At 72.3% G+C, this 22767-nt stretch carries 17 protein-coding genes and 1 pseudogene; 6 read left to right on the top strand and 12 right to left on the bottom strand.

What is annotated here, in order from left to right; genetic code table 11:
* Positions 1-134: 134 nt before the first annotated feature.
* The 3 genes from ACFV9D_RS21100 to ACFV9D_RS21090 form a co-directional block, all read right to left on the bottom strand.
* Positions 135-1532: an alpha/beta hydrolase gene (locus tag ACFV9D_RS21100; RefSeq protein WP_385148139.1), complete on the bottom strand. Its 1398-nt coding sequence runs from the start codon at positions 1530-1532 to the stop codon at positions 135-137.
* Positions 1533-1638: 106 nt separating this feature from the next.
* The gene (locus tag ACFV9D_RS21095; protein ID WP_385148137.1) at positions 1639-2520 is read right to left on the bottom strand and encodes a helix-turn-helix domain-containing protein; all 882 of its coding nucleotides are present in this window, start codon (positions 2518-2520) and stop codon (positions 1639-1641) included.
* 86 nt (positions 2521-2606) lie between these two features.
* Positions 2607-3302 (bottom strand): class I SAM-dependent methyltransferase, encoded by a 696-nt coding sequence (locus tag ACFV9D_RS21090; RefSeq protein ID WP_385148134.1) that lies wholly within the window; start codon positions 3300-3302, stop codon positions 2607-2609.
* A gap of 131 nt (positions 3303-3433) precedes the next feature.
* On the opposite strand from ACFV9D_RS21090, the gene ACFV9D_RS21085 reads away from it, so the two are divergent.
* Positions 3434-3706 carry a DUF6343 family protein gene (locus ACFV9D_RS21085; protein WP_385148131.1) on the top strand — a complete coding sequence of 91 codons (273 nt, stop codon included), beginning with the start codon at positions 3434-3436 and terminating at the stop codon, positions 3704-3706.
* Positions 3707-3733: 27 nt separating this feature from the next.
* Here ACFV9D_RS21085 and ACFV9D_RS21080 read toward each other — a convergent pair whose 3' ends face one another.
* The 4 genes from ACFV9D_RS21080 to rpsA all read right to left on the bottom strand — a co-directional run bounded on the left by ACFV9D_RS21080 (position 3734) and on the right by rpsA (position 7527).
* Positions 3734-4102, bottom strand: a complete 369-nt coding sequence (locus ACFV9D_RS21080) for a tetratricopeptide repeat protein (RefSeq protein WP_385148128.1) — start codon at positions 4100-4102, stop codon at positions 3734-3736.
* A 144-nt stretch (positions 4103-4246) separates the two neighbouring features.
* Positions 4247-4852, bottom strand: coding sequence for a dephospho-CoA kinase (gene coaE / locus ACFV9D_RS21075; RefSeq protein WP_385148126.1), 606 nt, complete (start codon positions 4850-4852; stop codon positions 4247-4249).
* Between the two features lie 31 nt (positions 4853-4883).
* Positions 4884-5822: a PAC2 family protein gene (locus ACFV9D_RS21070; protein ID WP_385148123.1), complete on the bottom strand. Its 939-nt coding sequence runs from the start codon at positions 5820-5822 to the stop codon at positions 4884-4886.
* Between the two features lie 202 nt (positions 5823-6024).
* Complete coding sequence (gene rpsA / locus ACFV9D_RS21065; RefSeq protein WP_019885395.1) at positions 6025-7527, bottom strand: 30S ribosomal protein S1; 1503 nt, start codon at positions 7525-7527, stop codon at positions 6025-6027.
* Between the two features lie 349 nt (positions 7528-7876).
* Here rpsA and ACFV9D_RS21060 point away from each other — a divergent pair, with 349 nt between their 5' ends.
* Positions 7877-8704, top strand: coding sequence for a class I SAM-dependent methyltransferase (locus tag ACFV9D_RS21060; protein WP_385148120.1), 828 nt, complete (start codon positions 7877-7879; stop codon positions 8702-8704).
* A 109-nt stretch (positions 8705-8813) separates the two neighbouring features.
* Entirely contained in the window at positions 8814-11384 is a 2571-nt protein-coding gene (gene hrpB / locus ACFV9D_RS21055) for an ATP-dependent helicase HrpB (protein ID WP_385148117.1), read from the top strand.
* Here hrpB and ACFV9D_RS21050 read toward each other — a convergent pair.
* The 3 genes from ACFV9D_RS21050 to ACFV9D_RS21040 all read right to left on the bottom strand — a co-directional run bounded on the left by ACFV9D_RS21050 (position 11368) and on the right by ACFV9D_RS21040 (position 14385).
* On the bottom strand, positions 11368-12330 hold the full coding sequence (locus ACFV9D_RS21050) for a DUF3068 domain-containing protein (RefSeq protein ID WP_385148114.1): 963 nt from the start codon (positions 12328-12330) through the stop codon (positions 11368-11370). The genes hrpB and ACFV9D_RS21050 overlap by 17 nt on opposite strands.
* A 13-nt stretch (positions 12331-12343) precedes the next feature.
* The gene (locus tag ACFV9D_RS21045) at positions 12344-12484 is read right to left on the bottom strand and encodes an SPW_0924 family protein (RefSeq protein ID WP_385148111.1); all 141 of its coding nucleotides are present in this window, start codon (positions 12482-12484) and stop codon (positions 12344-12346) included.
* 164 nt (positions 12485-12648) lie between these two features.
* Positions 12649-14385, bottom strand: a complete 1737-nt coding sequence (locus ACFV9D_RS21040) for a lytic murein transglycosylase (protein ID WP_385148108.1) — start codon at positions 14383-14385, stop codon at positions 12649-12651.
* Between the two features lie 229 nt (positions 14386-14614).
* Here ACFV9D_RS21040 and ACFV9D_RS21035 point away from each other — a divergent pair, with 229 nt between their 5' ends.
* On the top strand, positions 14615-15529 hold the full coding sequence (locus ACFV9D_RS21035) for a DUF4184 family protein (RefSeq protein WP_385148105.1): 915 nt from the start codon (positions 14615-14617) through the stop codon (positions 15527-15529).
* Between the two features lie 139 nt (positions 15530-15668).
* Here ACFV9D_RS21035 and ACFV9D_RS21030 read toward each other — a convergent pair.
* Positions 15669-16022 (bottom strand): annotated as a pseudogene (locus tag ACFV9D_RS21030) (serine hydrolase); the annotation flags it as partial.
* Positions 16023-16498: 476 nt separating this feature from the next.
* The gene (gene polA, locus ACFV9D_RS21025; RefSeq protein ID WP_385148102.1) at positions 16499-19207 is read right to left on the bottom strand and encodes a DNA polymerase I; all 2709 of its coding nucleotides are present in this window, start codon (positions 19205-19207) and stop codon (positions 16499-16501) included.
* Positions 19208-19331: 124 nt separating this feature from the next.
* Between polA and ACFV9D_RS21020 the strand changes: the two genes are divergently transcribed.
* A complete protein-coding gene (locus ACFV9D_RS21020; RefSeq protein WP_385148099.1) occupies positions 19332-21614 on the top strand; it encodes an FdhF/YdeP family oxidoreductase in 2283 nt (760 codons plus the stop codon).
* 76 nt (positions 21615-21690) lie between these two features.
* Positions 21691-22194 carry a PaaI family thioesterase gene (locus tag ACFV9D_RS21015; RefSeq protein WP_385148096.1) on the top strand — a complete coding sequence of 168 codons (504 nt, stop codon included), beginning with the start codon at positions 21691-21693 and terminating at the stop codon, positions 22192-22194.
* Positions 22195-22767: the final 573 nt, after the last annotated feature.

The following is a 22767-nucleotide window of genomic DNA, read 5'->3' as shown; positions in this document are numbered from 1 at the left end:
CCCGGGCCCTTTACGTGGCCCCCGGCCCCCCCCCCCGGGCGCCGACCCGGGCCCGCCAAATGCCGCGGGCCCCCCCCGCCGCCCCCCCCCCGCCCCCCCGCCGGGGGGGGGCCGCGCCGTGCGGTTCCCACCCGCTACCGGAGCAGGAACTCCGTCGCCGCCCGGGCTCCCCCGGCGCTGCGGCTCTGGGTCGAGTGACCGGCGCCCTCGAGGACGACCAGTTCGGCCCGGGGAGTGGCCGCGGCGAGCTCGCGGGCCCACCGCACCGGCGTGGACAGGTCCCGGTCCCCCGCCAGGAGCAGGACCGGCATGGTCAGCGTGCGTCCCGGCGCCGCCCGGTGGGGGCGGGAGGCCGGCCAGGGCAGGCAGGTCCGCGGGATGCCCTGGCCGCCGGCCGTCTCCCGTTCGAACGGCCAGACGTCCGCCGGCCTGATCCGCTGCACGGCGCGCTTCAGGGCGCGCTCCCGCCCTTCGACGGGCGCGGCGGAGTCACCCCAGGGCCATCGGGAGTCCGCGCAGAGCGTGGCGGCGTGCAGACCGGAGCTGAAGTCGGCGGGGCTCTCGCCGGACGGTCCGGAGAAGCCGGCGACGAGCGCGTCGAGCCGCGCGCGGTCGCCGCCCGCGGAGGCGTGGAGGGCGTTCAGGATGCCGAAGCGCGGATCGTCGAGCTTCGGGTCGATGATGCTCGCGATCACCAGCAGGTTGAAGACGCCGACTCCGTTGCCGTCGCGGCGTACCACCTTCGCGAGATCCCGCGCCGGGTCGAAGCCGCACCGCTGTTCCCGGCAGGCGGTGCGGAGCACCTGCGCGGAGTGGCCGAGCGAGTCCTCGTACAGCACGCCGGCGCCGTCGGACGGAACCACGGAGTCCAGGACGAGTCGGCGCACCCGCTGCGGGTGGGCGAGGGCGTACTGGGCGCCGGTGAACGTCCCGTACGACACCCCGTCGACCGTCCAGGACGGGACGCGCAGGGCGCGACGCAGGTCCTCGAGATCGGCCACGGTGTCGGCGGTGGTGTAGAAGTCCCGGTTCCTGCCGAGGCTTTCGGCGCAGGCCGTGACGGCTCCCGGGGTGGGGGCGACGGTGTCGCTGCTGCCGACCTCCTTCTGGAGCGCGGGGCAGTCGACGGCCCCGCCGCCGGTCCCCCGCTGGTCGATCATGACCAGCCGGTACTCGGCGAGCACGTCAGGGAGGCGTTCGCGGATCCTCGGGACGAAGGGAACGCCCGGTTGGCCGGGACCTCCGGTGAGGAAGAGAAGTGTCCCGCGCGGTGCGTCGGCCTTGCCGAGGACCGCGGCCCGGAGCTTCAAGGTGCCGGGCACGGCTCCCCCGCGGTCCAGGGGCACGGTGAGATCGGCGCAGGTCACATCGGGCTGTCCGGGGCAGGGCCGGTGCCCGGTGAGCCCGGGTGCGTCCGCGGCCGGTGCCGCCGCGGGTGAGGCGCCGGCGGCGCTGCCGGGGGCGGAGCCGACACACGCGGCGGCCGTCAGGACGGCCGCCATGGTCATGCCTGCTCGAGCCAGCAAGGTCATCGTCGTTCCCCCGCTCGGAAGACGTGGTGCCGCCGGTGTCACGGCACCGGCCGGGATTCCGGCCGCTGCCATCCTGCGGGGCGTGCGCCGTCCGGGCGTTGAAGATTCATGCGCGGTCCGCGAGAAGACTCCGTACGGCGCTGGGAACCTGGCCCGTGTTGCTGCGGCACATCCGGGTCAGATGGGCCTGGTCGGCGAATCCGTAGGCGTACGAGAGGGTCCGCAGACTGTCCTCGCCCTCCTCCAGGGCGTGCAGGACGCCGCGCACGCGCAGTTGGTTGCGGTAGCGCGTGAGGGTCGTCCCGGTGACGGCGTGGAAGATCCGGCTCAGATGGTGCGGGGACACCCCGACGACGCGGGCCAGTTCCTCCAGGGAGAGGCGGAGCGCGGGGGTGCCGGTGGCCAGGGCGGCGCAGGTGTCGCGGACCAGATCGGCGTGCACACGCGCGGTGGAGGGGCGGGCGGTGGCGTCGGTGCGCCAGTGGCCGGCGGAGGCGGCGACCAGGTCCAGTAACCGGTGGAGCCGTTCGGCCAGTTCGAAGGGGTCGGCGCCGCGGCGGGCGGCGGCCAGGAGGGCGCGGTGATGCAGGTCGGTGGGGCCGGTGACGGTAAACCTGCGGATGCCGGGCCGGCCGTCGAAACGGTCCGCGAGGAGCTGCTCGCCGATACGGATCTCCGTGGAGCGGTCACCCGGACCGACCGGATGGGCCACCTGGTGTTCGTCACCGGGGCGGGTCAGATAGCCGCCGGTCGGGTCGACGAAGAACTCCTCGCCCGCGATCCGCCGCAGATACCCGCCCGAACGGGAGAGGACGACGGTGTGCGCGTCCGCGTAGCCGGGCCCGACGAACGCGGTCCGGTCCTCGCAGCAGAGGATGTCCTGGACGGTGATCCCGGCGGTCTCGATCCGCCGGCAGAGCGCTCCGCGCCGCTCGCGTACGGCCTCACTGCGGAGCAACTCGTCGACTCCACGGACTTCCTGGTCCATCCCCGCCTCCCCCGTCGGACGTCGGATCCCCCGTCGCGCGCCGCCTCACACCCGGCGCCGGAGGACCAGCGCGAGGAGCTCCTCTCTCAGGGGGACTTGGGGCGGGCCCTGACCCAGGTGCCGTCGTCCGTCAGATAGGCGTCCACCGCGAGCCCCGCCTCGCCCAGATACCGTTCGAAGTCCTCCCTGCTCAGGGGGCGCGAGAGGAAGGTCTGGGTCCAGCGCAGGTCCGGGAAGACGTACTCGGCCAGGACCGAGTTGACGCCGTCGCCGACCGGGTCCGCCGACACGATCCGTACGGTGCAGCCGCCCGGGTCCTCGCGTTCGCGCGGCACCTCCAGGTGCCATCCTTCGCCCTCGCGCTGGATCAGGACACAGCCGTCGTCCCGCACATGCCGCCTGCAGGTCTCGAGCAGCGCCTGCCTCGCGCTGTGTTCGGCCGTGTGCACCAGGTACGAGGCGAGCATCACCACGTCGAACCTCCGGTCCAGCCGCAGCGATTCGATCGGGCTCCGCACCGTCTCCGCACCGGCCACGCGCTCCCGGACCGCATCCAGCATCTCGGCCGACTCGTCCACCGCCGTCACGGCGAAGCCCCGCTCGACCAGAGGCCCCGTCACCCGCCCCGCTCCGCAGCCCAGTTCGAGCAGCGAGGCATCGGCCGGTACGGCGGCCTCGATCACATCGGGCTCTCTCCCGACCCCGAGGCGCCGGTAGACATCGACGGCGCATCCGTCCGGGGTGATGGCTCCGGGCCCCGTCCCTTGGTGTCCCTCACGCATCCGTCCGCTCATGCCCCCGAGAACGAAGGGGGACGGGTGGCCGTTCCCCTCGGCCGGTCCGTTCACCCTCGCTCTTCGGGGGTAGACCTTCAGTAGGCCCTCAGGGGTTCTCGGCAGGAGATGCGACCGTCATGCGTACTGGGAGTGAGCCCGCGACCGCACGCAGTGCCCTGCGGATGCGGTTCTGGCTGAGTCTGTGGGGTCTGGCCTGGGCCGTCTTCGGTACGACGGTGTTCGCCCTGATCGGCAGGCCCGGGTGGGCGGCGGCCTGCGGTGTGCTGTTCGTGGTGGCCGCCGTCGACATGTCGATGGTGCTGCACCACATCCGCCAGGGACCGCACTGGCAGCCCGGTCGGGACATCCCGCCGTACGAGCCCGACCACGGCGGCAGGGGCCGCCACTGACGCCCCCAGGGGCTCGATGCGGCCCGGTCAGTCCTCCACGTCGAAGCGGGCCGCCTGGAGGTACTCCGGCTTCGGGTCCAGCGCGGCGGCGAGGCGGAAGTGCCGGGTCGCCTGGTCGGGGCGGCCGGAGCGCTGGAACGTGCGGGCGAGTGCGAAGTGCGCGAAGGCGTTGTCCGGCTCGTGGTCCACGATGTGCTGGAACTCGCGCTCCGCTGCCCGCAGTTGAGCCGCCGCGAAGTAGGCGCGGGCCCGCAGCAGGCGGGCCGCTCTGCTCTCCGGGTGGGCGGCGATGACCGAGTCGAGCAGCTTGATCGCACCCCGCGGATCACGGGCCGAGAGCAGTTGCTCGGCCGCACGGAAGTCGATGACGTGGGTCTCCGGGCTTGTCTCGGCCACGGTGGCGTCCTTCCCCTTGCTCCGGCGGTTCAACATCGGGAACGGCAGCGGTATTCCGTACGGGAATACGATCCGACAGCCGTCGCACGCCGGCATCCCTACCCAGCCGGAGGCGCCGCCGATCCGCCCCACCCGGCACCCCTTCTAGCGGCCCTCGGCGGCCCGCCGGGTCAGCTCGTCCCAGACCTTGCGCACCTGCGGTTCCAGGGCCTCCAGCGGCCCGTCGTTGTCGATGACGAGGTCCGCGACCGCCCGCCGCTCCTCCCGCGTGACCTGGGCCGCCATCCGGGCCCGAGCCTCGGACTCGGCCATGCCACGGAGGCGCACGAGTCGGTCCAGCTGGGTCTCGGGGGACGCGTCCACGACGACGACCAGGTCGTAGAGCGGGGCGAGGCCGTTCTCGGCGAGGAGGGGCACATCGTGGACGACGACGTCGTCCGGCCCTGCGGCGCTCTCCAGCTCGGCGGAGCGGGCGCCGACGAGGGGATGGACGATCGTGTTCAGGGTGGCGAGGCGGTCGGCGTCGGCGAACACGATGGAGCCGAGCTTCGGCCGGTCCAGGGTGCCCTCGTCGGTCAGGATGTCCGCCCCGAACGCCTCCACGACGGCCGCGAGCCCGGGTGTCCCGGGCTCGACGACCTCGCGCGCGATCTTGTCGGCGTCGATCAGCACGGCCCCGTACGAGACGAGCAGCCGTGACACTTCACTCTTGCCGGCGCCGATACCGCCGGTCAGGCCCACCTTCAGCATGAGCGGCAGCTTAGGACGCCCGGCGGGGGCGCTAGGCGTCGCCCTCCCGTTCGGCGAGGAAGCGCTCGAACTCGCGGCCGAGTTCGTCCGCGGACGGCAGGTCCACGGGCTCCGCGACCAGGCTGCCCCGGGTTTCGGCGCCGGCCACGGCGTCGTACTGGTGCTCGAGGCCCTGGACCAGGGCGGTCAGCTCCTCGTCGCCCTCGCCAATCTGGCGCTCGATCTCGGTCTGCGTACGCCGGGCCTCCGTGCGCAGCGCGTGCGCGACGCCGGGCAGGACAAGCCCGGTGGCGGCCGTGACGGCCTCCAGGGCGGACAGTGCGGCATCCGGGTAGGAGGAGCGGGCGACGTAATGCGGGACGTGGGCCGCGACGCCGAGCGTGTCGTGGCCGGACTCCATGAGCCGGAACTCGAGGAGCGACTCGGCGCTGCCGGGCACCTGCGCCTCGTCGAACGGGCTGCGGTGGCCGGGCATGAGGTCCGTGCGGTTGCCGTGCGGGGTGAGGCCGACGGGGCGGGTGTGCGGGACCCCCATGGGGATGCCGTGGAAGTTCACGGACAGACGCACGCCGAGGCGCTCGACGATCTGGCGGACGGCGGCGGCGAAGCGCTCCCACTCCACGTCGGGCTCGGGGCCGGAGAGCAGCAGGAAGGGCGCGCCGGTGGCGTCCTGGACGAGCCGGACCTCGATCGCGGGCGTCTCGTACGCCGTCCAGCGGTCGCGGCGGAAGGTGAGCAGCGGCCGGCGGGCGCGGTAGTCCACGAGCCGGTCGTGGTCGAAGCGGGCCACGACCTGGTGCGGCAGCGTGTCCAGCAGGCGCTCGACGATCTGCTCGCCGGTCTCGCCCGCGTCGATGTAGCCGTCGAAGTGGTACAGCATGACCAGCCCGGCCGACTCCTGCGCCAGGGCCACGTCCACCACGGCCAGGCCCTTCTGGTCCCACTCGTACAAATCCTGGGGATCAAGCACGATTACCGCTCCTCCTCGCGTTCGTAGAAAAGAACGCCCCGCGGCGCACGGTCATTCCCCCTGGCCCGGATTTCGTGAACGGAGTGTCAGCAGGTGAGCACGCGCGCGTGGAGCGACGCGCCCCGGGCACGACTGAGGCCCGCCCCCCGAAGGGAAGCGGGCCTCGATCGTTGGCTAGCTAGTGCCTAGCAGCAGAGCCGATTCAGCTCTGGCCGCCGGCCAGCTTCTCGCGCAGGGCAGCCAGGGCCTCGTCCGACGCCAGGGCGCCGGAGTTGTCGTCCGACTCCGAGGAGTACGAACCACCGGAGACGCCCGCCGGGGCACCGGCCGGAGCGGCGGCGCCACCCTCGGCAGCGGCGGCCTCGTCGGCCTCGCGGGACTTGATGACCTGAGCCTGGTGCTGCTCGAAGCGCTGCTGCGCCTCGGCGTACTGGGTCTCCCAGGCCTCGCGCTGGGTCTCGTAGCCCTCGAGCCAGTCGTTGGTCTCGGGGTCGAAGCCCTCGGGGTAGATGTAGTTGCCCTGGTCGTCGTAGGACGCGGCCATGCCGTACAGGGTCGGGTCGAACTCGACCGACGCCGGGTCGGCACCGAAGGACTCGTTGGCCTGCTTCAGGGACAGCGAGATCCGGCGACGCTCGAGGTCGATGTCGATGACCTTGACGAAGATCTCGTCGTTGACCTGGACGACCTGCTCCGGGATCTCCACGTGGCGCTCGGCCAGCTCGGAGATGTGGACCAGACCCTCGATGCCCTCGTCCACGCGGACGAACGCACCGAACGGAACCAGCTTGGTGACCTTGCCCGGGACGACCTGACCGATCTGGTGCGTGCGGGCGAACTGCTGCCACGGGTCCTCCTGCGTCGCCTTCAGCGACAGGGAGACACGCTCGCGGTCCATGTCCACGTCGAGAACCTCGACGGTGACCTCCTGGCCGACCTCGACAACCTCGGACGGGTGGTCGATGTGCTTCCAGGACAGCTCGGAGACGTGCACGAGGCCGTCGACGCCACCCAGGTCCACGAAGGCACCGAAGTTGACGATCGAGGACACGACGCCGGAGCGGACCTGACCCTTCTGGAGGGTCGTGAGGAAGGTCTGGCGAACCTCGGACTGGGTCTGCTCGAGCCAGGCGCGGCGGGACAGGACCACGTTGTTGCGGTTCTTGTCCAGCTCGATGATCTTCGCCTCGAGCTCCTTGCCCACGTAGGGCTGGAGGTCGCGGACGCGACGCATCTCGACCAGGGAGGCCGGGAGGAAGCCGCGGAGGCCGATGTCGAGGATGAGACCACCCTTGACGACCTCGATGACGGTACCGGTGACGATGCCGTCCTCTTCCTTGATCTTCTCGATGGTGCCCCAGGCGCGCTCGTACTGGGCACGCTTCTTCGAGAGGATCAGGCGGCCTTCCTTGTCCTCCTTCTGGAGAACCAGGGCCTCGATCTCGTCGCCGACCTTGACGACCTCGTTCGGGTCGACGTCGTGCTTGATCGAGAGCTCGCGGCTCGGGATGACACCTTCGGTCTTGTAACCGATGTCGAGCAGGACCTCGTCCCGGTCGACCTTCACGATGACGCCGTCGACGATGTCGCCGTCGTTGAAGTACTTGATCGTCTCGTCGATCGCGGCGAGGAAGGCTTCCTCGTTACCGATGTCGTTGACCGCAACCTGCGGGGTGGTGGCGGTGGTCTCGGTGCTGCTCGTCATGTGGGAAAGGGCTCCGGTTACGGACAGAAAGTCGTAGGTACTGCTACGCCGTGAGCCCGTATCGCACCGAAGAAGCCGGACAGCCAATGAAGCGCCTTTCCCGACTGAACGGTGGGGCGCCTCGAGAACCGAGGGGACATACAACCGTGCGAGCGCGGCCTGCTCCGTCTGAGGCGCGCAGGCCCGCAGCGCAACCTTTAGCATACGGGGGCAGCCCGACAGGGTCAATGCGCGAAGCGCGCACCCGGGGCAGATGGCCGCATAACCGGCACAACTCACGTCCTCCCAGGCCGTCCCGGCACGGGGGGCAGCGCAGCCGCGCTGTGCGCAAACTACATCGACGGGCGAGATGAACCAAGAGTACGGACAGGAAGACGGACCCGACCAGGAGCCGGAGGCGACCCGGCGAAACGCCGGCGACGCGGAGAGCAGCCGGGCGAGTCGCGGGTGGTGGGACCGGAACGCGGACGAGTACCAGAGCGAGCACGGGGCCTTCCTCGGGGACGACCGGTTCGTATGGGGTCCGGAGGGCCTCGACGAGGCCGAGGCCGGTCTGCTTGGCCCGGCCGGGTCGCTGAAGGGCCTGGACGTCCTGGAGATCGGCGCGGGGGCGGCGCAGTGCTCGCGCTGGCTGGCCACGCAGGGGGCGCGGCCGGTGGCGCTCGACCTCTCGCACCGGCAGCTCCAGCACGCGCTGCGGATCGGCGATGACGTGCCCCTGGTCGAGGCGGACGCGGGAGCACTGCCCTTCCTCGACGGCTCCTTCGACCTGGCGTGCTCGGCATACGGAGCGGTGCCGTTCGTGGCGGACCCGGTGAAGGTCTTCCGCGAGGTGCGCCGGGTGCTGCGGCCCGGCGGCCGGTGGGTCTTCTCGGTGACGCATCCGATCCGCTGGGCGTTCCCGGACGAGCCCGGCCCGGAAGGGCTGTCGGTCGCGTCCTCCTATTTCGACCGCACTCCTTATGTGGAGCAGGACGAGCTGGGGCGGGCCGTGTACGTGGAGCACCACCGGACGATCGGCGACCGCGTGCGGGACGTGGTGGCCGGCGGCTTCCGGCTGGTGGACCTGGTGGAGCCGGAGTGGCCGGCGTGGAACAGCCAGGAGTGGGGCGGCTGGTCTCCGTTGCGGGGGAATCTGCTCCCGGGGACGGCGATCTTCGTGTGCGAGAGGGACTGACGACACAAGGGCCCCTTCGTCAGACGCGAGGGGCCCATTAGTCATATGAAAGGACGGGGCCTGTGGACAGCCGGGCCCGCCACCGGCGACGACGTACGAAACTGAGTGCGTGATCCGACACGACGCACTCGACCGTCTCCCCGTCCGCCATGCCGTCCCCGAGCTGCTGACCGCGCTCGAGGAGCGCGGCACGGCGGTGCTGTACGCGCCTCCCGGCACCGGCAAGACGACGCTGGTGCCCCTCGCGCTCGCGGGACTCATAGGGGACGGCCCGCGGCGGCGGGTGCTGGTGGCCGAGCCGCGCCGGATGGCGGTGCGGGCGGCGGCGCGGCGGATGGCGTGGCTGTTGGGCCAGGACGTCGGCGAGGCCGTCGGCTTCTCGGTGCGCGGCGAGCGCAGGGCCGGGCCGGCGACCCGCGTCGAGGTGGTGACCACGGGCGTCCTCCTCCAGCGGCTCCAGCGCGACCCCGAGCTGGCGGGTGTGGACGTGGTGCTGCTCGACGAGTGCCACGAGCGCCATCTGGACGCGGACACGGCGATGGCGTTCCTGGTGGACGTCCGAGCGACGCTGCGGCCCGAGCTGAAGCTGATCGCCGCCTCGGCCACCAGCGACGCCGAGGCGTGGTCCCAGCTCCTGACGGTCCTGGACGGCACCGGTCCGGCGCCGATCGTGTGGGGCAAGGGAGAGGGGCACGGGTACCGCGTCCTCTTCGCCGCACCGCCCACCGGGATCCGGCCGGCGCACGGCACCTGGGTGGATCCCGCCCTTCTGCGCCATGTGGCGGCGACGGTCCGGCTCGCCTGCGAGCGCCACGAGGGCGACGTCCTCTGCTTCCTTCCCGGCACGGGAGAGATCGCGCGCACGGCGGGGATGCTGGCGGACCTCGACGCCGACGTGCTCCAGCTGCACGGACGGGCCCCGGCGGCGGTGCAGGACACGGTGCTGCGCGGGGCGGAGCCGGGTGGGCGACGGCGGGTGATCCTCGCGACCTCCGTGGCGGAGTCGAGCCTCACCGTCCCGGGGGTGCGGATCGTCGTGGACTCGGGTCTGGCGCGGGAGCCGCGGATGGACCACGCCCGGGGCCTCGGGTCGCTGGCCACGGTTCCGGTGTCGATCGCGGGCGCGACACAGCGCTCGGGCCGCTCCGGCCGGGAGGGGTCCGGCATGGTGTACCGCTGCTGGGCGGAGGCGGACGACGGGCGTCGCTCTCGCTTCCCCTCTCCCGAGATCGAGATCGCGGACCTGGCGTCGTTCGCGCTGCGGACGGCGTGCTGGGGCGATCCCACGGCGAACGGGCTCGCGCTCCTGGACGCCCCGCCGGCCGGGGCGATGGCGGCGGCCCGTGCCGCGCTGACGGCAGCCGGAGCGGTGGACGACGAGGGCCGGGCCACCGAACGGGGCCTACGGATGTCACGGCTCGGAGTGCACCCACGGCTGGCCAGGGCCCTGCTGGACGGTGCGCCCGAGGTGGGTGTCCGGCGGGCGGCCGAGGTGGTGGCGCTGCTCAGCGAGGAGCCGCCTCGGGAGTACGGCGACGACCTGGCGGCGGCCTGGCGTGCGGCGCGGCGGGGCGGTGACGCGTACGGCGCGCGGTGGAAGGCGGAGGCCCGTCGCCTGGAACGCTCGGCCGCCGAGGCGGGGCCGGAGGCGCCGGGTGGGCCGGGCCTCGGCGTCGCCGGGGACGTGACGGCCGGCGGGGACGACGCCGTGGCAGGTCTGGTGACGGCGCTCGCGTTTCCCGAGCGGGTGGCCAGGGCCCGGGAGGGCGGCGGGTTCCTGATGGTGTCGGGGACGGGCGCCGAGCCCGCCGAGGGGTCGGGGCTGCGCAGCGCCCCCTGGCTGGCCGTGGCGGTGGCGGACCGGCCGGTGCGGAGCGCCGCGGCCCGGGTGCGGCTGGCGGCCGTGGTGGACGAGCGCGTGGCTCGGGCCGCCGCGGGGCATCTGCTCCGGGCGGGCGAGGAGGTCCATTGGGAGGACGGCGACGTCGTCGCCCGGTCCGTGTCCCGGCTGGGCGCCGTAGAGCTCTCCGCGCGTCCGCTCAGGGACGGCGCCGACCCCGTTCTCGTACGGGCGGCGCTGCTCGACGGGCTGCGGCGCGAGGGGCTCGGGCTGCTGCGATGGAGCCGGGAGTCGGAGGAGCTGAGGCAGCGGCTCGGCTTTCTGCACCGGGTCCTGGGCGACCCCTGGCCGGAGGTGACGGAGGAGTCCCTGCTCGACCGGGCCGAGGAGTGGTTGGAGCCGGAGTTGTCCCGGGCGCGGCGGCGGGCCGATCTGGGCCGGATCGACGCGGGCCAGGGACTCCAGCGGCTGCTGCCCTGGGCGACGGGCGAGGCGGGCCGGCTCGGCGAGCTGGCGCCCGAGCGGATCGAGGTCCCGAGCGGGTCGCGGATACGGGTCGACTACGGCGGCGAACAGCCGGTCCTCGCGGTGAAGTTGCAGGAGATGTTCGGCCTGGCGGAGACGCCGGAGGTGGCGGGGACGCCGGTCGTGGTCCATCTCCTCTCCCCCGCCGGTCGCCCGGCGGCCGTCACCGCCGATCTGGCCTCGTTCTGGCGGGACGGCTACCCCTCGGTGCGGGCGGAGCTCCGCGGGCGCTACCCCAAGCACCCGTGGCCGGAGGACCCCGCCACGGCGGAGCCCACCCGGCACACCAGCGCGCGGCTCAGGAGGGAGCGGTAGCGGGCGCCGGGTCCGGGCGCCGGCCGCGGGCCTCCAGCCAGAGCGCGAGGGCGAGCAGGGCGAGAGCCAGGGTGACGAAGGTCCACGGCAGGTAGGAGGTCACGAGGAGGACCACCGTCCGGTTGGTCTTGACGAGCTCGACGGTGGACCGGATGTAGTCCTCGCGCATCTTCACATGGCCGGAGAAGGCGGTGACCTTCCACTGGGTCTTGTCGTTGCGCAGCTCCTCCTTGTGGATCTCCTCACCGTTGACGGGCGCGCCCGTGACCGGATCGATCCAGAACATGCGCTTGGTGGTGTACCAGATGGACATGCCCGACTGGGCGATCATCTCGGGCGTGACGCCCTTGACGGGCATCGTCTTGGGCATGGGGACCTTGGTCCAGGGGATGGTCTGCTCGAAGTAGTAGACCTCCATGCCGCGGAAGGTCCGGGTGCCCTTGTAGTGGATGGGGGACGTGGTGCGGGACCGGGCGTCGTAGTACTGGTAGTCCCGCTTCTCCGTGAGGAAGGGCCACTTGAACTCGATGCCCTCGCGCCGGACGGCGTCGCCGTCGACCATCGCCCCGGTGGCGTTGACCGGGTCCTGGGTGTGGGCGTCGAAGATGTAGCGCTCGGGGATCTGGGAGACCATCTTGCCGTCGGGGCCGGTGATGTAGGTGAGCGCGTCCCACACGACGACGTCGCGGCCGGCGTTGCGCTCGATCCGCTTCGACTCCTCCACGTTGCCCTTGAGGGTCTGGATGATCGTGAGCTTCTCGACCTCCTTGGCCGTGAGGGTGGAGTAGTCGACGAGGGTGGCGGGCTTCGCCTCCAGCACGATCTCTTGGTACTGGTTCGGCGGGATCTTCACCACGCGGGGGAAGACGTACCACCGCAGGGTGGGGGCCATCGCGGCGAGGAAGACGGCGAAGGAGAGCAGGACGAGGCTGGCTCGGCGGCGCATGGACTGGCTCCTCCTACTTCTTGGGGCCGGGGTCGGCGGTGAGGAGGGGCTTCGGAGAGGTGGGTCCGTCGGGCGGCAGGTCGACCACCGAGACGAGGAGGATGACGAGGAGGACTTGGACCAGCCCGATGGCGGCGGCTACGAGGGCGCGCATGGTCGGCCTCCCGGTGCTCGATCTGATGCGGCGTCAGGGCTGGGGCACCGTAGCAACGCGGCCGCGAGATGAGAACACGTTGCACTCAGAACACACAGCGCCGCCCCTGCGTCCGGGCGGACGGAGGGGCGGCGGAGTCGTACGGGATCGGCGGCCGGGGCCGGTCAGGGCGTCGGCGTGGCCTCGGTCGAGCCGCTCGGCGACTGCGTCGGGGTCGGCGTCGGCTCGGGGGCCGGGGCGGTGACCTCGAGTTCGATGGTCACGGTGCCACCTCCGGGCGCGGTCAGGCGCAGCAGGAAGGTGCCGGCCTCGCCGTCCGTGTAGATGTCGGGCAGCGTGAGCAGACCGTTCTCGTCGGTCTTCAGGTCCGTGAGCGTACGCAGCGGGTTGCCGTCCGCGTCCTTGAAGTACGGGCCCTTGGCGTTCGTCTGCGGGTCGTCCGCCGAGGTGATCATGGTGGCCGTGAGGGCCACCGACGAGGCGGCGGCGCCGTCGAGGGTCGCCTTCACCAGGACGCGGTCGGCGAACCGGTCGCCGGTGGTGGCGGTCAACTCCTCGGTGTCGGCGCGGACCAGGGTGTCGGCCTTCCGCTCGGTGACCGTCGCGGAGAACTCGACGGGCGCCAGGGTGCGGCCCACGACCGTGGCCCGGACCGTGAACGTGCCCGGCCGCTCGCCCGCCCGGACGGGCGGCGCGACGGCCTTGCCCGTGGAGTCGGTGGTCACGGTCACGCTCTTCGCCACACCGCCGAGGTTGGCGTCGGTGGAGCCGACGATCTCGAACCGCACACCGAGGCCGGCGACCGGCTTGCCCGCCGAGTCGAGCGCGAGGACGGCAGGACGGGCGGCGAAGACGCCGCCGGCGGTGGCCGCCAGGGTGCCCGTGCCGGCGTCCTTGATCCGCACCACCTTCACCGTGGCGGGCGGGTCGACGGGCGGCTTGGCCGGCTCCGTGGTGCCGGGCGTGGACGGGTTCGGCTTGGGCGTGCCCGTCGACGGGGAGGGTGCGGGGGTGACCGGGGCGGTCGGCGTCGGGTTCGGCCGGGGCGAGGTGGTGCGGGCGGTGTCGCTGCGGTCCACCGGCAGCAGACCCGTGCCGTCCGGCACCTGGTGGGTGCCGCGCTTGTAGTACTCGAACCAGGAGAGCACCGTGTGCAGGTACTCGGTCGAGCGGTTGTAGCTGAGGATCGCCCGGTCCAGGTCCGCCTTGACCGCGAGGTCGCGGTTGTTGGCGCACAGGTAGAGACCGGCGGCCTGGGCGGCGTCGTAGATGTTGTTGGGGTCCTTGCGGCCGTCGCCGTTGGCGTCCTGACCCCAGGTCGCCCAGGTGGAGGGGATGAACTGCATCGGGCCGACCGCGCGGTCGTGCGTCGAGTCGCCGTCGAAGGCACCGTCGTCGGTGTCCGAGATGTTGGCGAAGCCGACGCCGTTGAGGACCGGGCCGAGGATCGGCGAGACGGTCGTGCCGTTGGCGTCGACCCGTCCGCCGCGCGCCTGGCCGGACTCGACCTTGCCGATGCCGGCGAGCAGCTGCCACGGAAGGTTGCACGCGGGGTCGCTGGACCGGATGGACTGCTCCGCCCGCTTGTAGGCGGCGAGCACGGACGCGGGGATGCCCGCCTCCGCGGGACCGGTCACGAGGGGCAGTTCTATGGAGGTGCCGGGCTTGTTGGGCGTGTTCAGCGGCGGCAGGTCGGTGTAGTACGGGGAGTCGCCGGTCGCCGTGCCGTCGGGCGACGGCGGTGTGTCGGCGGCGCCGACGGGCCGGTCGCCACCTGCGTTGTCCGCGGGCGGCGGGGTCACGCCGGGCGCCTGCGAGGCGGCCAGCGCCGCCACCGCCGCGGCCACGACGGCCCCACTGGTCGCTCCCCTGCGCAGTCGGCGGCCGAATTGCGCTGCCATACGGATGGTCCCTCCCCCTCGACGGCCGCGCTCCCCGCGCGTGGACTCAGGAGACCCTATGACACCTACGGGCCCCGGAAAACCGCGCCCTGACCGTGTTTCACTCTTTCGTCACCTCTTGGCCGCCTACCGTCTCTTCACGATCACTGCCGCATACTGGGCGTGATCGCCGACCGCAGGTCACAGGGGAAATACCGTGGTCGGCACGGATCCTGAGGGGGATGTTCCGATGCCGTTCACGCTGAGTCATGCCGCCGCGGTGCTGCCGGGCATCCGCCGCGACGGCACCGCGCGCGGGCCGCTGGTGGCCTCCGCACTCGTGGCGGGCTCGTTCTCGCCCGACATGACCTATTTCGCGGCCACGGCGATCCCGGACGCGATGGTCTTCGGCGACGTCACGCACTCCGCGCCGGGGATCGTGACCGTCGATGTGCTGATCACCGCGGCGCTGGTGGCGGTGTGGCTGATGGTGCGTGAGCCGCTGGTGGCCCTGCTGCCGGAGCGCCGGCGCGGGCGCGTGTACCGGTTCGTCCGCGGCCGCTCCTGGCGGGAACGGCGGGCGGCGCCGCTGGCCGCGTGGTTCGTTCTGTCGGCGGCGCTCGGCGCCACGACGCATGTGGTGTGGGACGCCTTCACCCATCTCGACCGCTGGGGTACGCGGTTGATTCCGTTCCTCGGCGAGATCGTGGCCGGTTTCCCGGTCTATCTCTATCTCCAGTACGGGGGTTCGGCCCTCGCTCTCGTGCTGCTGGTGTGGTTCACGGTACGGGCGCTGCGCGCGGCCTCCGGGGACCCGGCGCCGCCCCCGGCCGTACCGGTTCTCGGCCGGCGGGGGCGGTGGCTGGCGGGCGGGCTGATCGGCGTGTGCGTCCTGGCCGGTGCGGTGCACCGCTGCGTGCGCTGGTACGCGTACTGGGGCCGGATCGAGACGCCCCTGGACATCATTCCGACGGCCTGCTTCGGGGGCGGCGCCGGCCTCGCCGTCGGGCTTGTGCTGTACGGGGCGGGGATGCGGCTGCGAGGGACGGCTCCGGCTCCACGCCGGGCGAGGGCGGAGGCGTCGGGGTCGGCGGAGGCGTCGGGGCCGGGGCCGGGGCCGGCAGGGGATCCAGAGCCGGTGCGCTCCCGTCCGAGATCTCGTTGATCGTGTCGCCCGGTGTGTAGCCGCGGACCTTGGCGCCGCCGCCCGCGAGGCGGACGTTGACGGCGTGGGCGACCAGCTCCAGGGTGCGCACGCCGTAGCGCATGGACGAGTTGCCGTGGCTGAGCAGGGCGATCCGGTAGTCGTGGCCGCCGCCCCGGACCGCGCCGATGCTGTGCACCCGCCAGCCGTGGGTGGCACGCGGCAGCCAGCCGTTCTTGAGGTGCACGCGGGCGGCCCGCGGGGCGCCCGCCGAGACGCCCCAGGACTGTGAGGCGACGACCTTGCCCATGAGACCGAGTGCCGCGGGGCGGCGGGAGACCGCGCCCAGTAGCGCCAGCTGGTCACGGGCGGTGGTACGAGTGAGGCCCCAGTAGCGGTCGTGACCGAGGACGGTGTCACGGGCGCCGGCGGAGCTCAGGACTCCGCGCATCCGGTCACGCGAGAGCCCCTGCCACAGCGCGGTCGCCGCGTTGTTGTCGGAGCGGGTGATCATCGCCGACATGCGCTGCGCTTCCAGGACGGTCGGCGCCCGGCCGAACTCCTGCGCACGGTTGTGCACCGACTCCATGATCAGCACCTTGGTGACGCTGGCGGCGTCGTAGGACCGGTCGTCGGCGAGTCGGCAATGCAGTCCGCGGCCGGGGTCGTGGACGGCGACGGAGACGGTGCCGTTGCGGCCCTTGAGGGCGGCCCGGATGTCCGTGGACAGCCTGGCGGCGAGGGCGGGATGACGGGCCGACGCACAGAGCGCGGCCGCCCTGGAGGCCGCCCCGGCGGGCCCGGGGGTTCCCAGCACTCCGAGTACGGCACCGAGCAGGACCCAGGCACGCAGACGGGGGCGAGAGCTCCTGATCATGCCCCCCAGTCTCGGGAGCACTCCGCGCAGAAGCGCCCCCGGACTGGTCCACCTGGCGCAAGCCCGACGCCCCGCGGGCGGCCCCACGGCCGCGACCGCGGGGCCTCGCCGCGTCAGTGCGCCGCGGACTCCCAGTCCGGGCCCACGCCGACCGAGACGTCGAGCGGGGCGCGGAGGGTGACCGCCGCGGACATCTCCCGGCGGACCAGGGACTCGACCTGCTCGCGCTCGCCGGGGGCCAGCTCCAGGACGATTTCGTCGTGGACCTGCAGGAGCATCCGGGACGCGAGGCCCGCCTCCGTCAGCGCCCGGTCGACGTTCAGCATCGCGACCTTCACGATGTCCGCCGCGGTGCCCTGGATCGGGGCGTTGAGCGCCATCCGCTCGGCGGCCTCGCGGCGCTGGCGGTTGTCGCTGTTCAGGTCCGGGAGGTAGCGGCGGCGGCCCAGCATCGTCTCGGTGTAGCCCGTGGCGCGCGCCTCGTCGACGACGCGGCGCAGATAGTCCCGCACCCCGCCGAAGCGCTCGAAGTACGTGTCCCTCAGGGCACTCGCCTCGCCCGCCTCGATGTTCAGCTGCTGGGAGAGGCCGAAGGCCGACAGACCGTACGCCAGGCCGTACGACATGGCCTTGATCTTGCGCCGCATCTCGGCGTCGACGGCGGACCGCTCGACGCCGAAGACCTGGGAGGCGACCGTGGTGTGCAGGTCCTCCCCGGAGGTGAACGCCTCGATGAGGCCCTCGTCCTCGGAGAGGTGGGCCATGACCCGCAGCTCGATCTGGCTGTAGTCCGCCGTCATCAGGGCCTCGAAGCCCTCGCCGACGACGAAGCCGTGCCGGATCGCCCGTCCCTCGTCGGTGCGCACCGGCACGTTCTGCAGGTTCGGGTCGGTGGACGACAGGCGTCCGGTCGCGGCCACCGTCTGGCTGAAGGTGGTGTGGATGCGGCCGTCCGCGGCGATCGTCTTGACCAGGCCCTCGACCGTGGAGCGCAGCCGCGCCTGCTCACGGTGCCGGAGCATGATCACCGGCAGCTCGTGCTCGGTCTGGCCGGCCAGCCAGGCCAGCGCGTCCGCGTCCGTGGTGTACCCGGTCTTGGTCTTCTTCGTCTTCGGCAGGTTCAGCTCGCCGAAGAACACTTCCTGGAGCTGCTTGGGCGAACCGAGGTTGAACTCGTGGCCCACCGAGGCGTGCGCCTCCTTCACCGCCTGCTGGGCGGCGCCTGCGAACTGCTGCTCCATGGCCTCCAGATGGGCCCGGTCGGCGGCGATGCCGTGCCGCTCCAGACGGGCCAGGAGGATGGAGGTGGGCAGCTCGACCTCGTGCAGGAGCTCGCGGGCTCCGACCTCGCCGAGCTTCTCCTCGAAGGCCGCGCCCAGGTCGAGGACGGCCCGGGCCTGAGTCATCAGGGCCTCGGCCTCCGCGGTGTCGTCGGCACCGAAGGCGAGCTGTCCGTCGGCGGCGGCCGCCGGGGCGAGCTCACGGTGCAGATACTCGACGGAGAGCGCGTCGAGCGCGAAGGAGCGGCGGCCCGGCTTGACCAGATAGGCGGCGAGCGCGGTGTCCATGGTGACGCCGGCGACGCTCCAGCCGTGCTCGGGGAAGACCCGCAGCGCGCCCTTGGCGTTGTGCATGACCTTGGGTCGGTCCGGGTCCGCGATCCAGGCGGCGAAGGCCTGCTCGTCGGCCTCGTCGAGCTGGGTGGTGTCGAACCAGGCCGCGGCGCCTCCGGCGGCGGCCAGCGCGATCTCGCTGACGCTGCCGGTGCCCAGCGCCCAGCTGTCGACCGTGGCCACGCCCAGCGGCTCGGCGCCGTGCTCGGCGAGCCAGGGCGCGAGCTCGCCGGCGCCGAGGACGGTGCCGTCCAGCTCAACGCCGGCGGCGGGGGCGGCGGGCTGCTCCTCACCGGCGCCGGGGTCGACGGCGAGGAGCCGCTCGCGCAGCGAGGGGTTGCGGATCTCCAGGGTGTCGAGGACCAGCGCGACGGCCGTGCGGTCGTACGGCGCGCGCTCCAGGTCCTGGACGGTCCTCGGCAGCTCGACGTCCCGCACCATCTCGGTGAGGACGCGGTTGAGCTTGACCGCCTCCAGGTGGTCGCGGAGGTTCTGACCGGCCTTGCCCTTGACCTCGTCGACGCGCTCCACCAGCTCGGCGAACGAGCCGAACTGGTTGATCCACTTCGCCGCGGTCTTCTCGCCGACGCCGGGGATGCCGGGGAGGTTGTCCGACGGGTCGCCGCGCAGCGCGGCGAAGTCCGGGTACTGCTGCGGGGTGAGGCCGTACTTCTCCTCGACCTTCTCGGGCGTGAAGCGGGTCAGCTCGGAGACACCCTTGGTCGGATACAGCACGGTCACGTGGTCGCTGATCAGCTGGAAGGAGTCGCGGTCGCCGGTGACGATCAGGACCTCGAAGCCCTCGGCCTCGGCCTGGGTGGCGAGTGTGGCGATGACGTCGTCGGCCTCGAAGCCGTCGATCGCGAACCGCTCCGCGTGCATCGCGTCCAGCAGCTCGCCGATCAGCTCCACCTGCCCCTTGAACTCGTCCGGGGTCTTGGAGCGGTTCGCCTTGTACTCCGGGAACTCCTCGGAGCGCCAGGTCTTGCGCGACACGTCGAACGCGACGGCGAAGTGCGTGGGCGCCTCGTCGCGGAGCGTGTTCGCCAGCATCGACGCGAAGCCGTAGATGGCGTTGGTCGGCTGACCGGTCGCCGTGGTGAAGTTCTCCGCGGGCAGCGCGAAGAACGCCCGGTACGCCAGGGAGTGCCCGTCCATGAGGAGCAGGCGCGGACGGTTGTCTTGGGTCTTCGATGCTGTCTCAGCCACGGGGACGATCCTGCCACGGACCACTGACATTCCCGCCCCCGGCGACCGAGGGGCACGGACTGTCCGTGGCGCGTGACAGGATCGGGGATGTACGACACACGATGACCGCTCAAGGGAGAGCGCGATGGTCAGCAAGCCCCCCGCAGGCGACCCGGTCCAGGACGCACCGCAGGTCGCGCCGCCTCAGCACGCCGCCGCCGGGCTTCCCGCCGTCGCCCATACCCTCAGGATCGCCCAGGCGCAGATGGGGATGCGGCGCACCGCGCAGACCCTGCTCAAGGTCAATCAGAAGGACGGCTTCGACTGCCCGGGCTGCGCCTGGCCGGAGGCCGACAAGCGGCACGTGGCGGAGTTCTGCGAGAACGGGGCGAAGGCGGTGGCCGAGGAGGCGACGCTGCGCCGGGTCACGCCGGAGTTCTTCGCCGCCCACCCGGTGGCGGACCTGGCGACCCGCAGCGGGTACTGGCTGGGGCAGCAGGGCCGCATCACGCAGCCGATGTACCTGGCGGAGGGCGCCGAGCGGTACGAGGCGGTGCCCTGGGAGCGGGCGTTCTCGATCATCGCCGAGGAGCTGACCGCCCTCTCCTCCCCCGACGAGGCGCTCTTCTACACCTCGGGGCGGACGAGCAACGAGGCCGCGTTCCTGCTGCAGCTCTTCGCGCGCGAGTTCGGCACGAACAATCTGCCGGACTGCTCCAACATGTGCCACGAGTCGTCCGGTTCGGCGCTCAACGAGACCATCGGGATCGGCAAGGGCAGCGTCTCCCTCGAGGATCTCCACCAGGCGGACCTGATCGTCGTCGCCGGGCAGAACCCGGGGACGAACCACCCCCGGATGCTCTCCGCCCTGGAGAAGGCCAAGGCCGCGGGCGCGAAGATCATCTCGGTGAACCCGCTGCCGGAGGCCGGCCTGGAGCGGTTCAAGAACCCGCAGACGCCGCAGGGCATGTTCAGGGGCGCCGCGCTCAACGATCTCTTCCTCCAGATCCGCATCGGCGGCGACCAGGCGCTCTTCCGCCTGCTGAACAAACTGATCCTCGAGACGGAGGGCGCGGTCGACGAGGAGTTCGTCCGCGAGCACACGCACGGGTACGAGGAGTTCACCGCGGCCGCCGGCGCGGCGGACTGGGACGAGACCCTCGCGGCGACCGGCCTGACCCGCGCCGAGATCGAGCAGGCCCTGGAGATGGTCCTCGCCTCCGAGCGGACCATCGTCTGCTGGGCGATGGGACTCACCCAGCACAAGCACTCCGTGCCGACCATCCGCGAAGTGGTCAACTTCCTTCTCCTGCGCGGCAACATCGGCCGGCCGGGCGCGGGCGTCTGTCCGGTCCGCGGCCATTCGAACGTGCAGGGCGACCGCACGATGGGGATCTTCGAGCGGCCCGCGCCCGCCTTCCTCGACGCCCTGGACAAGGAGTTCGGGATCGTCTCGCCGCGCCACCACGGCTTCGACGTGGTGCGCTCGATCCAGGCGCTGCGCGACGGCGAGGCGAAGGTCTTCTTCGCCATGGGCGGCAACTTCGTCGGGGCCACCCCCGACACGGAGGTCACCGAGGCCGCGATGCGCCGGGCCCGGCTGACGGTGCACGTCTCGACGAAGCTGAACCGCTCGCACGCGGTCACCGGCACGCGCGCGTTGATCCTCCCGACGCTCGGCCGCACCGACAAGGACGTCCAGGCGAGTGGCAAGCAGTTCGTGACGGTCGAGGACTCGATGGGCCTCGTGCACGCCTCGCGCGGCAACCTGCCGCCCGCGAGCCCGCATCTGCTCTCCGAGCCGGCGATCGTGGCCCGGATGGCGCGGGCCGTGCTCGGCCCGGCCTCGACCACGCCCTGGGAGGAGTTCGAGAAGGACTACGCCACGATCCGCGACCGCATCGCGCGCGTGGTGCCCGGCTTCGAGGACTTCAACGCCCGCCTCGCCGCCGACCCGGGCGGCTTCGCGCTCCCGCACGCCCCGCGCGACGAGCGCCGCTTCCCCACCGCCACCGGCAAGGCCAACTTCACCGCGGCGCCGGTCGAGTACCCGACGGTGCCGGAGGGCCGGCTGCTGCTGCAGACCCTGCGCTCGCACGACCAGTACAACACCACGATCTACGGACTCGACGACCGCTACCGCGGCATCAAGGGTGGCCGCCGGGTCGTTCTGGTCAACCCCGAGGACGCGGCGGCCCTCGGACTGCCGGACGGGGCGTACACCGATCTGGTCAGCGAGTGGAAGGACGGCAGCGAGCGGCGGGCGCCCGGCTTCCGGGTGGTGCACTATCCGACGGCCCGGGGCTGCGCGGCGGCGTACTACCCCGAGACGAACGTCCTGGTGCCCCTGGAGTCGACCGCGGACATCAGCAACACCCCCGCCAGCAAGTCCGTCGTCGTGCGTCTGGAACAATCACAGTCCGCCTAAGCGTTTGCTCAGGTGGTTCCACGGGTCAGCGGATCGGTGGATCAGCAGCCGTACGAAGACGAACGGAGCCGGGCCGATGGGTGAGCAGCAGCACGTGAAGTTCCCGCAGGAGGTCATCGACGAGTACGCCGCGCTGGGCGTCGATCTTCCCGCCCTCTTCTCGGCCGGGCACCTCGGCAACCGCATGGGCGTGCAGATCGTCGAGGCCTCGGCGGAGAAGGTCGTCGGCACGATGCCGGTGGAGGGCAACACCCAGCCGTACGGACTGCTGCACGGCGGCGCCTCCGCGGTCCTCGCCGAGACCCTCGGCTCGATCGGCTCGATGCTGCACGGCGGGGTCTCCAAGATCGCGGTCGGTGTGGACCTGAACTGCACGCACCACCGCGGGGTCCGCAGCGGCCTCGTGACGGGTGTCGCGACACCGGTCCACCGCGGACGCTCCACGGCGACGTACGAGATCGTGATCACCGACGAGCAGGACAAGCGGGTCTGCTCGGCCCGGCTGACCTGCCTGCTCCGCGAGGTCACGGCCAAGGACGCCGACAACGTCCCGGGCGCGGGCACGGGCACGGGCGCCTGATCCCCACTCTCTGACGCGACTCCCCTGAACCCCGGCGCGGCCCGGGACCGCCACCGCCGTCCCGGGCCGCGCCGCGTCGGGGCACCGCCGTCCCGGGCCGCGGCACGTCGGGGCACCGCCCGTGGACCCGCTCGAGGCACCGCCCGAGGCAACGCTCGAGACACCACCCTGGGTACGAGCCGGCCCGGCCCGAGCGGGTTCACGGTCACAGGGAGCCACCATCACGGGAGTCGGCGCACCCTCGGACCGGGGCGACGAGGCACGACACCCGACGGGCGAATCCACCTCTTCCGGGCGCCGCCCCGGGCGCGGATCGTCGGCCTCCGGAATACCGGCCCTCGGACGTGGAACATCGGCTTCCGGACGCCGGAGAGGCAGGCGGGACCACCCCGGATTCCGGACGCCGACCCCTCGGCCCGACAGCTCCGCCGACGCACCGAGCGCGACCCGGGGCGGAGCGACGACGGCGCCCGATCCGGCGATCCGGGGCGGACCGGGCATACCTCCCCCCGCACTCCCGGTACCCGCTCGTTCCTCGCGCCGTGCGCGCAACTACCTTGGCCGGACCGGCTG

The organism is Streptomyces sp. NPDC059875 (assembly GCF_042731085.1).
Lineage (GTDB): Bacteria > Actinomycetota > Actinomycetes > Streptomycetales > Streptomycetaceae > Streptomyces.
This window is presented reverse-complemented; position numbering and strand designations above follow the sequence as displayed.

Bases quoted from the DNA above. Each gene is read 5' to 3' on its own strand.
- ACFV9D_RS21100 (WP_385148139.1), bottom strand. From the start codon at position 1,532: ATGACCTTGCTGGCTCGAGCAGGCATGACCATGGCGGCCGTCCTGACG.
- ACFV9D_RS21095 (WP_385148137.1), bottom strand. From the start codon at position 2,520: ATGGACCAGGAAGTCCGTGGAGTCGACGAGTTGCTCCGCAGTGAGGCC.
- ACFV9D_RS21090 (WP_385148134.1), bottom strand. From the start codon at position 3,302: ATGCGTGAGGGACACCAAGGGACGGGGCCCGGAGCCATCACCCCGGAC.
- ACFV9D_RS21085 (WP_385148131.1), top strand. From the start codon at position 3,434: ATGCGTACTGGGAGTGAGCCCGCGACCGCACGCAGTGCCCTGCGGATG.
- coaE (WP_385148126.1), bottom strand. From the start codon at position 4,852: ATGCTGAAGGTGGGCCTGACCGGCGGTATCGGCGCCGGCAAGAGTGAA.
- rpsA (WP_019885395.1), bottom strand. From the start codon at position 7,527: ATGACGAGCAGCACCGAGACCACCGCCACCACCCCGCAGGTTGCGGTC.
- ACFV9D_RS21060 (WP_385148120.1), top strand. From the start codon at position 7,877: ATGAACCAAGAGTACGGACAGGAAGACGGACCCGACCAGGAGCCGGAG.
- ACFV9D_RS21050 (WP_385148114.1), bottom strand. From the start codon at position 12,330: ATGCGCCGCCGAGCCAGCCTCGTCCTGCTCTCCTTCGCCGTCTTCCTC.
- ACFV9D_RS21045 (WP_385148111.1), bottom strand. From the start codon at position 12,484: ATGCGCGCCCTCGTAGCCGCCGCCATCGGGCTGGTCCAAGTCCTCCTC.
- ACFV9D_RS21040 (WP_385148108.1), bottom strand. From the start codon at position 14,385: ATGGCAGCGCAATTCGGCCGCCGACTGCGCAGGGGAGCGACCAGTGGG.
- ACFV9D_RS21035 (WP_385148105.1), top strand. From the start codon at position 14,615: ATGCCGTTCACGCTGAGTCATGCCGCCGCGGTGCTGCCGGGCATCCGC.
- ACFV9D_RS21020 (WP_385148099.1), top strand. From the start codon at position 19,332: ATGGTCAGCAAGCCCCCCGCAGGCGACCCGGTCCAGGACGCACCGCAG.
- ACFV9D_RS21015 (WP_385148096.1), top strand. From the start codon at position 21,691: ATGGGTGAGCAGCAGCACGTGAAGTTCCCGCAGGAGGTCATCGACGAG.